This window comes from Candidatus Sulfotelmatobacter sp., from assembly GCA_035498555.1.
Taxonomy (GTDB): Bacteria; Eisenbacteria; RBG-16-71-46; order RBG-16-71-46; family RBG-16-71-46; genus DATKAB01.
The window spans coordinates 22,204-32,575 of sequence record DATKAB010000013.1; the positions used below are offsets into that span (position 1 = coordinate 22,204).

At 67.4% G+C, this 10,372-nt stretch carries 8 protein-coding genes; 4 read left to right on the plus strand and 4 right to left on the minus strand.

From position 1 onward, the window contains the following. Positions 1-8: 8 nt before the first annotated feature. The 4 genes from VMJ70_01600 to VMJ70_01615 are packed head-to-tail and all read right to left on the minus strand — an operon-like array spanning position 9 to position 4,523. The gene (locus tag VMJ70_01600) at positions 9-1,481 is read right to left on the minus strand and encodes a polysaccharide deacetylase family protein (protein HTO89801.1); all 1,473 of its coding nucleotides are present in this window, start codon (positions 1,479-1,481) and stop codon (positions 9-11) included. Then, a complete protein-coding gene (locus VMJ70_01605) occupies positions 1,478-2,632 on the minus strand; it encodes a hypothetical protein (protein HTO89802.1) in 1,155 nt (384 codons plus the stop codon). The genes VMJ70_01600 and VMJ70_01605 overlap by 4 nt, the downstream gene beginning before the upstream one ends. Then, positions 2,629-3,351 carry a PHP domain-containing protein gene (locus VMJ70_01610; GenBank protein HTO89803.1) on the minus strand — a complete coding sequence of 241 codons (723 nt, stop codon included), beginning with the start codon at positions 3,349-3,351 and terminating at the stop codon, positions 2,629-2,631. The genes VMJ70_01605 and VMJ70_01610 overlap by 4 nt, the downstream gene beginning before the upstream one ends. Then, positions 3,348-4,523 (minus strand): hypothetical protein, encoded by a 1,176-nt coding sequence (locus VMJ70_01615; protein ID HTO89804.1) that lies wholly within the window; start codon positions 4,521-4,523, stop codon positions 3,348-3,350. Before VMJ70_01615 ends, VMJ70_01610 begins: the two co-directional genes overlap by 4 nt. A gap of 249 nt (positions 4,524-4,772) precedes the next feature. On the opposite strand from VMJ70_01615, the gene VMJ70_01620 reads away from it, so the two are divergent. From VMJ70_01620 to VMJ70_01635, 4 genes are all read left to right on the plus strand, one after another. Beyond that, on the plus strand, positions 4,773-5,393 hold the full coding sequence (locus VMJ70_01620; GenBank protein ID HTO89805.1) for a TetR/AcrR family transcriptional regulator: 621 nt from the start codon (positions 4,773-4,775) through the stop codon (positions 5,391-5,393). Beyond that, positions 5,390-6,838: a TolC family protein gene (locus VMJ70_01625; GenBank protein ID HTO89806.1), complete on the plus strand. Its 1,449-nt coding sequence runs from the start codon at positions 5,390-5,392 to the stop codon at positions 6,836-6,838. The genes VMJ70_01620 and VMJ70_01625 overlap by 4 nt, the downstream gene beginning before the upstream one ends. Before the next feature lie 2 nt (positions 6,839-6,840). Beyond that, positions 6,841-7,911: an efflux RND transporter periplasmic adaptor subunit gene (locus VMJ70_01630; protein HTO89807.1), complete on the plus strand. Its 1,071-nt coding sequence runs from the start codon at positions 6,841-6,843 to the stop codon at positions 7,909-7,911. 3 nt (positions 7,912-7,914) lie between these two features. After that, a partial coding sequence (locus tag VMJ70_01635; protein HTO89808.1) for an efflux RND transporter permease subunit occupies positions 7,915-10,372 on the plus strand: 2,458 nt, incomplete at its 3' end.

Consider the following 10,372-nt stretch of genomic DNA (forward strand, 5'->3'; position numbering starts at 1 on the left):
GCGATCGCTCAGTCGGTCGCGGAATCCAATTCAAGTCGGCGATTTCGCTCGCGCCACCATTCGGCGATCTCGCCCACATTCGCGACCCAGGCGCCGCGCGCGACCAGGTGATCGAGCGCCGCGACGAAGCACGACCACCAGCCGGGAAACAGGCGTTCGGCAGCCGCATTGGGATGCCAGAGCAGGCCGGCGAGCCCGCCCACCCGCTCGACCGACTCGAGATGCTCGAGCGTGCGCCTCACCGCGGCCTCCGGCGAGAGCTGGAAGGAGCGGAACAGGGCGCCATCCATGAGCGTGAGCGGCACCTCGAGGAGCCGGTGGGCCTGGAGTGCTCCCGCGTTCCACGGATGAAAGGGGGCCGCGATCCCGGCGCGAAATCCGATCGCTTCGTTGTAGCCGAGGGTGGCGTCGGTGGTGAGGCCGGCGCCCTCCTGCGCGGCTAAGGTGCGGTCGATATCGAAGCGCAGATAGTGCTGGCGCGTGCTGGTGACCTCGCGCCCGGTCGCGCGCGCCACCCGTTCGCGCTCCGCTCTCAACACGCCGGCATCGCGCCACGAGCCATACGTGCCGTGGAGACCGATCTCGAAGCCACGCGCGCCAAGCGAACCGAACATCTGGCCGACCGACGTGGTTCGTCCTTCGAAGCTCAGCCGATCGGACAGAAGATAGGGAGCGTCGTACTCATGGGCGAGGCGCGTTTGTCCGAACACGAACCAGGTCGCTCTGAAGCCACGGTCGGCTTCTTGCTGCGCCCAACGCTCGAACTGCGAATAGGGATCGGAGCCGCTCGAAGCAAGCAGCGACCGCGACAACGCCGCGAGCCCGCCCCGGAACGCGTACGATTTCGGGGATCGTGAGAGGCTCAACAATCGCAACGATTGCGCCACCGAGCGCAGGCGCACGTCGTCGACGTCGTGGCTCAGGGCGACGGCGAAACGGGCGCCGTTCTTCCAGCGCGGCGTGCGCGGAAGCGACACGCCTCGTGAAGCGCACCACGCTTCGATCCGCGATCGCAACTGCTCGGCCGCCAGATTCACCCACGGGGTCTCGAGCAGCCCGATCCCGCCGAGCCGCGTGTACTCGCCGCTGTAGCATTGCCACTGGTCGCGCCGCGCGTCTTCGCGCTCTTCCTGTCGCGAGAGCACGTGCCACAACGATTGCAACCAGGCGCTGGGAAAATGGCCGGGCGAATCGGCCTTGGATGCTCCCGCGGGCGCCGCCAACGTGACGCCGTCGAACTTCACGCGCTCGAGCGTGGCCGCCTGCCATTCACGCCAGCCTTCGAATGCGATCACCGCGGCGGTATCGCGCGGCGCCGGCGCCTGCTGCCCGATCCAGACCACCGGCTGATCCGCCCGTGGTGTGTGATCGGGTGGATCCAGCCCCCACGGCGCGTCGAGCAGCGGCGCGATCGTGCTGATCGTCCAGCGCGTGCGCGGCTCCGCCCACGCCGGCCCGTCGAATCGGAACGAGATCCTCATGCGCCAGGCTTCGCGCCGGCGGCTTCGAATCTGGACGCAGGCGTGCCACCCAGGATCGCCCGGTACTCCGCCAGGAGCCTCGCTCCCACCACCGGCAGGTCGTGGTGATGATCCACGTAGCGCTGGCCGGCGACCCCCAGCATCGCGCGACGCGCGGGATCGCGCACCAGCTCGCGCAGCAAATCGGTGAGCGTGCCCGGCTCGGCGCTCTCGACCGGGCAGCCTTTCAATTGCGCCGAGAAGTCCTCGCGCAGGTAGGCGATCACGGTGCGGCCCATCGCCATCCCCTCGATCGCGAGCAGCCCGTACCAGCCCATCATCAGCTGATCCACCAGGATGTCGCAGCCGGCGAGGAACTCCGGCATCGTCGCCCACGGGCGTCTTTCGATGAGCCGCAGCTCGACGTTCAATCCCTCGTCGCGCAGCTCCCGTGCCGCCGCCTCGACGTAGGCGGTGCCCTTGATCAACCGGTGGGTGGGCGCATGCGCGATCACCACCGGAGCGTGGACGCCGTCGCGGTGGCCGGCGTCGGGGAGAGCAAATTCGCGGGCGGCGCGCTTCCAGCGCTCGGCCTCGATCGCGAGCGGCAGCTGGACTCCGTTGGGCACCGACTCGGCGAGATCGAGCGTCGAGAAGAACACGCGATCGGCGTACCGCGCCGCCTGCTCGGCGAGCCACTGCTGGTGCCAGGGATGACAGAACGGGTTGCACTCGGTGCAGGTCGCGAGCCGATGCCGTGCGCGCATCAACTCGCGATTGCGGATCTCGCAGCCGTGAAAGTGGAACACGATGCGTTTGCCCATCCGCTTCAGCAGCGGCAGATCCCAGTGCCCGCGCAAGGCCTGCGGCTGCTCGCGCGGATGCACGTAGAAGAAGCTGGTGCCGAAGTGAAAGTGGAACACGTCGTAATGACCGGCCCAGCGCGCGAACGCGCCGGCCATGCCGACCAGCCGGCCGAGCCCGGTGCGATGGCGGTCGAGATCGACGATCAACTCGGGCCGCCGCCCGTCCCAGTCGACGCGATAGGCGAGCGAGTCGGACTCGCAGCCCAGATCCCGAAGCGCGCGCGCCAGCATCATGCCCTGGCCGGCCACTTCATAGGTGCCGTGCAGCACGCGCAGCGGCCGGCCGCGGTGGAGAGGCGCGCTCATCCGCTCACGTATTCGCCGGGTTTCACCAGGCGTCTCAGTCCGCTGCGCACCAGCCAGAAGGCGTCGTGGAACGACGGCTGCCGCAGGAATTTCGCGCCCTGGCTCAACCATTCGTTCCAGATCGAGCCGGTGCCGAGATGAAACCGGCGCGGCGCGCTCTTGAGCGCCAGCTTCAAACCCTCGTCATCGGCGGGCCGATCCCCCTCGAACTCGACGCGTGCCAGGTTCAATTCGCCCAGCCGGTGCGCGTCGGGCCCCACCAACTCGGGCAGGCCGCGCCGGTGCGCGAGCTCGAGCGCGCGCGTGTTGTCCGCGCGTCCGGTGCGGGCGTTGTGCACCTCGATCAGGTCCACGCGCTTCAGCAGCTCCTCATCGAGACGGTGCCACTTGAACGCATGAGGCAGCAGCACCAGGCCGCCGTCCTCGTGAATCGCGTCGCAGAGCCGGGGTGCGCTCGACTCGCGCAGATCGCGGCGCAGGAACAGGGCGATCACGTCGCCCTGGTCGGTGGCCACTTCCGACGCGAGGATCACCATGAGCGGAAGGCCGAGCCTGGCCGCGGCTTCGCGGGTGTCGAGGGCGCCCCGCCAGGTGTCGTGGTCGGTCACCGCCAGCACGTCGATCTTGAGCGCCGCGGCATGCCGGGCGAGCGCGGTGGGATCGGTCAGGGAGTCGAAGCTGTGGCGCGTGTGCACGTGCCCGACGAACGTCCAGCTCATCGCAGCTCGCGCGCCTCGCGAAGCGCGCCCGGGAACGAGCGCGCCCACTGCATCAGCTCGAACACGTGCGGCAGCGGATCGTCGAGCCGGTAGTTGTGCGCCACCGCCGGCGAGATCGCATCCCACAGCACGCGCGGCAGATCGGCGGGACGGAACAGCCCGTGCCACAGGTCGCCGCCCAGCGGCCAGGAGAAGCGGACGCGTTTCACCGGAGCCTGGGGGCCCAGTCGCTGGCCTTCCAGCAGCGCGACCAGATCGCCCGGAAAATCCACGCCCGCCGCGAGCGCGAGATCGTGCGACCCCCAGAACTTCGCGTTCACCTCCATCAGGGACAATTCCCCCGGCGCCAGCGCGCCCTTGAACTCCACCATCGCCACGCCATGCCACTGCAGAGCGTCGAGCAGCGCGGTGCCGGCACGTTCGAGCTCGGGCGCCTCGGGCAGGCTCTCGGCGCACGCGCTGGTGCCTCCGCTCGGTGGCCATTCGCGCAGGCGGCGATGCATGCAGTGTCGCATGCGGCGGCCGTTCCAGTAGAGCGCGCTGAATCCGAAGCCATCGCCCTCGATGTAGCGCTGGGCAAGCAACGCTCCGCCGGTGAGCGTGCGGAGCGTGGCGAACGCTTCGGCCAGCTCGGATTCGGCACGCACGTAGCGCAGCACCTTCCGGCCCTCTTCGCGCGCCGACTTGAGCACCAGCGGAAGCCCGAGCGCCCGAAGCGCGGCCAGGGCCTCGGCTTCGCTTCCGACCAGGCGCTCGTCGGGCGTCGCGACCCCGATCGCCCGGGCCATGAGCGCGGCGCGGGCCTTCTCATTCGCCGCTTCGAACGATGCCGGCGGCGGAAGCGCCACGTTCGCTCCGGCCGGGAAACGGCCGCGCAGGCGGTGCGCCGCGGCCATCGTGGCGCTTCCCACCGGCAACAGGCTCACGGGAGCCAGGGCGGACAGGATCCCCATGAGCCAGTCGTCGTAGGCCGGGTCGCCAGGCGAGGGCCCCAGATGGCACTCGGCCACGGCGCGCGAATGCGCCGCCGGAGCGCGGCCGGAGCGGGCCAGCAGATGGACTTCGTGGCCGCGGAGAGCCAGCGCGCGGGCAATCCCGAGGGTGTGTTTGAACTCGCCATCCGTGACCAGGACGCGGGACTGGGAGCCGCCTCCATCCCTGGGGTGGGTCATGGCGCCAGCATACGCGACTTGCCGGTCATGCTCGGAAGATTGCGGTTGGCAGGACCCTGCTTATTGAACCGCAGGGAGAACTGGCTGCGCACGCTGCTACATCGGTAACTCATTGAAATCACTTTAAATATGTCACAAGACCGCAATCTTCTGAGCATGATGAAACCTTTGCGAGTTGGACTGCGTCTAACTTTGTGTTTAGTCCAATTACCTACTCAGTCCAAAGCTCCCGTTCCCGAGGTACCCACCATGAGCGAACTCGAAATCTCTCGCCGCGAACGCAAGAAGGACGAAACGCGACAGCGCATCTTCCTTCACGCGATTCGCCTGTTCCGCGAGCGTGGCTTCGAGGCCACGACCGTGGACGAAATCACGGAGCGCGCCGACGTCGCGCGCGGCACGTTTTTCAACTATTTCCCGAAAAAGGAAGCGGTTCTCGCCTACCTGTCCGAGCAGCGGCTCGCGGATGCCGAAGCCGCCGCCAACGAGGTGTTGGCCGCCGACAAGCCGGCGGCCGAAAAGCTGATCGAGATCTTCGCGCGCGCCGCGTCGGCGTTCGAGGAGGATCGCGAGCTCTCTCGCTACGTCCTGAGCGAGCTGCTCGAGCGCGCATTCGCGCCGGTCGAGGACATCGGCAGCCGCTGGGATCAGGTGATCTTCAAGGTCATCGAGCAGGGCCAGCGGAACGGCGAGCTACGCCGCGATCTCGATCCGCAGCGCGTGATCGGCGTGCTGACTGCCACTTATTACGGTCTCCTGTTTATGTGGGTCCACTGTCCCGAGCAGACGCAGTTCAATCTTCAGGACGAGCTCTCCGCCCGCATCCGGCTGGTGGTCGACGGTCTGGCACCGAGAGGAACGAGGTCATGAGCGCGCGCCGCGGTACCCAGATGGCCGCCGCGGCCGCACTTCTGCTGCCCGTCGCGCTCGCGATCGTGCCGCGATTCGACGTCGCACTCGCCCGCGAGGTAGTTGCGGCGCCTTCGATCGCCGACACGCTGCGCCTGTCGGTGGACGAAGCCGTGGCCCGCGCGCTCTCGCAGGGCCAAGAGATCCACATCGCCAATTCGCAGGTGGATGTCGCCGACGCACAGGTGCGACAGGCGCTCTCCGAGGCGCTGCCGCAAATCAACGGCTCGCTGACCTACGGCCGGCAGTTCGCTTCGATCTACCAGAGTCTCGCCGGCGACACGAGCGGGATCGCGAGCCTGTTCAAGAACAGTCCGTTCGGTTCGCCCAACAGCTGGAATGCCGAGCTGACCGGATCCCAGCTGCTGTGGTCGGGCGGCCGTATCGCCGCGGGATTGTCGGCGGCGCGCGCCTACCGCGCCAGCAACCGCGCGGATCGCGATGAGACGGCCGCCAACATCCGCGCGCGCGTCCAGCGCGCGTATCTCGAGGCGGTGTACAGCCGCGAGGTGCTCGCGATTTCGCGAATGGGGCTCGATCAGGCCCGCGCGCATCTCACCGAGGTCGCCGAGTACCAGAAGGAAGGCTCGCGCTCCGAATACGATCTGATCCGGGCCCAGGTCGACGCCGCCAACGAGGAACCGCCGGTGGTGACCGCAAGCAACGCCGTGGATCTCGCCATGTTCAATCTCAAGCGGCTCCTCAACGTGCCGCTCGAGCAGCCGCTCGAGCTGACTACCACGCTCACATTCCCCGACCGCATGGTCCCGGTGGTTGCCGACGAGAACAACGAGCCCACCGGCCGCGCGGCCTTGATTCGCGCCGACGCCGACGTCGAAGCGCGGAAGCAGCTCGTCCGGGTCCAGAAAGCGGGCTACTGGCCAAGCCTCACACTGTCGGGAACGCTCTCGCAGCAGGCATTTCCGCAGATCGAGCGGCCGACGCTCGACCAGTTCCATCGCAGCCTCACCGCGCAGCTCAGGCTCGACTTGCCGATCTTCACCGGCTTCAAGGTGTCGGGAGCGGTCGCACAGGCCAACGCCGAGCTGCGCCAGGCCGAATATCAACGTGATCAGGAACGGGAGAACGTCGAGATCGAGGTTGCCCAGGCGCGTCTCGAAGCGCGGCGCATGCTCGCCGAGCTGTTGGCGCGCGACGTCACCGCCGGGCTCGCGCAGCGCGCCCACTATCTGGCCGACGTGCGCTACAAGAACGGCCTGTCCACCCAGCTCGAGGTCTCCGACGCGAGGTTGCAGATGCAGACCGCCCAGATCAACGAAGCCGAAGCCACCAAGAACTATCGCCTCGCCCTGCTCGAACTGGAGCGCGCCCTCGGGCATCCGCTGCCGCTGGTGAAGCGCCCACTCGACGAGCTGACCGCGGCCCAGACCGAAGAGGAGCGTTGACCATGAAGCGTGTGACGAAATTGTGGATGGGGGCGGCGCTGCTCGCGCTGGTCGCCGTGTACGGCTGTGGAGGCAAGTCGGGGGATTCGGCAGCCGCCGGCGTCGCGCAGAACGCCGCCTTGCTCGCGGCCAGTGACGTGGGCGTCGTGACGCGCACCGATCTCACCTCGGGAGTGCCGGTCTCCGGCACGCTCACGCCCTCGGTGGACGTGAAGGTGACGGCGCCGATGGCCGAGCTGATCGAGCAGGTGCTAGTGCGTGAGGGCCAGGCAGTGAGCAAGGGACAGCTCCTGGCCCGTTTCCGTGGAGCCTCGTTCGAGGCCGCGGCCACCAGCGCCAGGGCCCAGCTGAAGATCGCCAGCGACGACTACGACCGGCAGCAGAACCTGTTCAAGGAAGGCGCGGTCTCGAAACACGACGTCGAGTCCGCCGAAGCCGCGTTCAAGATGGCGCAGGCCAACGAAGCCCAGGCCAGCAAGAAGTGGGATGACGCCAACGTGCGCTCGCCCATCAACGGCGTGGTCTCGGTGCGCTCGGTCGAGAGCGGCGATCGTCCCGGCGACGGCGATCCGATGTTCGAGATCGTCAACACCGCCGAGTTCGAGTTCGAGGCCACGGTGCCGAGCGAGTTCATTCCCCACATCCGAGTGGGCTCGCCGGTGCGGCTCAACGTGTCAGGATTCCCGGCCGGCAGCGTGCAGGGCCACGTCGCGCGCGTGAACGCGGCGGTGGATGCGGCGACGCGCCAGGTCAAGGTCTACGTCAACGTGCCGAATCCCGGCGGCAGGCTGGTGGGCGGACTGTTCGCCTCGGGCAGCATCGTCACCGAGGAGTCGCGCCAGGCGCTGGCCGCGCCGGCCAGCGGCGTGCGCGGTCAGGGTGACGCGACCTATGCGATGGTGGTCGAGAACGGCAAGCTCGCGAAACGCGCGATCAAGATTGGCGTTCGCGACGACGCGCGCGACCTGATCGAGATCCTGTCGGGCCTGAAGCCCGGCGACAGCGTGGTGACCGGCCCGATCGAGGGCCTGGTCGAAGGACAATCGGTGCAGATCGGCGGAAAGGAGAGCTGATCCATGTTTCTCAGCGATCTCTCGATTCGCCGGCCGGTGCTCGCCACCATGCTGATCGTGGCGCTGGTGACGCTTGGCATCTTCTCCTATCGACGGCTGGCGGTCGATCTGTGGCCCAAGGTGGATTTCCCGTTCGTCAGCATCACCACCAACTACTCGGGCGCTTCGCCCGAAGCGGTCGAACGCGAAGTCACCAAGAAGATCGAGGAGTCGGTCAACTCGGTCGAGGGCGTGAAGCGCATCTTCTCGTACTCAAACGAAGGCTTCAGCCAGGTCTTCATCGAGTTCCAGCTCAACACTCACATCATGGACGCGGTCGCCGACGTCCGCTCCAAGATGGACGGCATCCGCCAGGATCTGCCCAAGGACATCGATCCGCCGGTGATCGCGCGCTTCGATCCGGCCTCGCAGCCGATCATGAGCTTCGCGGTCAACGGACCGGGCTGGGCGCTGCGCGATCTCACGCGGCTCGCCGAAGAAGACATCAGCCGGCGCATCCAGAACGTCTCGGGGGTCGGCAGTGTCACGGTGGTCGGGGGCGTGCGCCGCGAGATCCATGCCCTGCTGCTGCCCGATCGCATGAACGCGCTCGGCGTCTCGCCCGACCAGGTGACGACGGCGATCGAGCGCGAGAACTCCGACGTGCCGGCCGGCCGGGTCAAGCGTGGCGCACACGAGGACCTGGTGCGCATCCAGGGCCGCATCAAGGACCCGGCAGAATTCGCCAACATCGCGGTGTCGGTGCGCAACGGCAGCACCGTGCGCCTTGGCCAGGTTGCTCGTATCGAGGATGCGCAGGAGGAGGAGCGCGACGCGGCGTTCGTGAACGGCCAGCGCTCGGTGGCGATCGAGATCCGCAAGGTCTCGGGCGCCAACACCGTGGACATCGCCGACGCCGTCAATCAGCGCGTCGCGGACCTCAACCGGACGCTGCCACGCGGCGCGCGGCTGTCGGTGATTCAGGACAACTCGGTGTGGATCCGCCAGTCGGTGGACGACGTCCAGAAGACGCTGGTCGAGGGCGCGATCCTCACGATTCTGATCGTGTTCATCTTCCTCAACTCGTGGCGTTCGACCGTCATCACCGGCCTCACTCTCCCGGTTTCGGTGATCTCGGCGTTCCTCGCCTTCTACGCCTTCGGCTTCACGCTCAACACCATGACGCTGATGGCGCTTTCGCTGGTGATCGGCATCCTGATCGACGACGCCATCGTGGTGCGTGAGAATATCGTTCGCCATGTCGAGCGCGGCGAAGACCACATGACCGCCGCGCGCAACGGCACCGCCGAGATCGGCTTTGCGGTGCTCGCGACCTCGCTCTCGATCGTAGCGGTGTTCGTGCCGGTCGCATTCATGGGCGGCATCGTCGGCAAGTTCTTCTACCAGTTCGGTATCGTCATCGCGTTCGCGGTGCTGGTGTCGCTGTTCGTGTCGTTCACGCTCGACCCGATGCTGTCGTCGCGTTGGTACGACCCGCAGGCCGAAGGCGCGCCACCCAGGGGCCCGGTCGGAAAGCTGCTGCGCCGCTTCAACGACTGGTTCGACGAGGCCAGCCATCGCTATCGCGGCGTGATCCGGTGGGCATTGAAGCACCGTTTCATCACGCTCGGCATCGCCGCGGCTTCGTTCGTGGTCGCGATCGCGCTGCCGGTGGCGGGACTGGTGGGCGGGCAGTTCATGCCGAAGTCGGACGAGGAACAGACCATGGTGGCGTTCGAGACGCCGGTCGGCTCCTCGATCGACTACACCAAGGAGAAGGGCCTCGAGATCTCGCGCTACCTCAAGTCTCGCCCCGAGGTGGCGTATACCTATCTCTCGATTGGCGGCTCGTCGCAGAACAACGAGGTCAATCGCGGTTCGGTGTTCGTGAAGATGGTGCCGCGGCACGAGCGCAAGCTGTCGCAGCAGGAGTTCGAGACCGACGTCAGGAAGGTCTTGCCGCGCTTCACCGGATCGAGCGCGCGCATCCTCCAGCTTGGCGCCGTGGGCGGTTCGCAGGCACCGATCGTGATCAACCTGAACGGCCCGGATCTCGCCAAGCTTCAAGAGCTGTCGGACCAGGCGATCGCGAAGATCAAGGACGTCCCCGGCCTGGTCGAGCTGAAATCCTCGCTCGAGGGCCGCAAGCCCGAATGGGCGGTCGACGTGAATCGCGATCTCGCCGCGCAGGTCGGACTCTCGATCGGCGAGATCGGGCAGTCGCTGCGCCCGATCCTCTCCGGCGAGAAGGCCGGCGACTGGGAGGATCCGAGCAGCGGACTCTCCTACGACGTCCGCGTGCGCATGGCGCCGGAGTACCGCCAGTCGGAAGCCGATCTGCTGCGTACGCCGATCGCCACCTCGCAGACCGACAAGAAGACCGGGATGCCGGTGATGGTGCCGCTCGATCAGGTCGCCAGCCTGCGCCGCGGCGGCGCGCCCGCGCAAATCGACCGGCGTCAGCTCCAGCGCGTGGCCACCA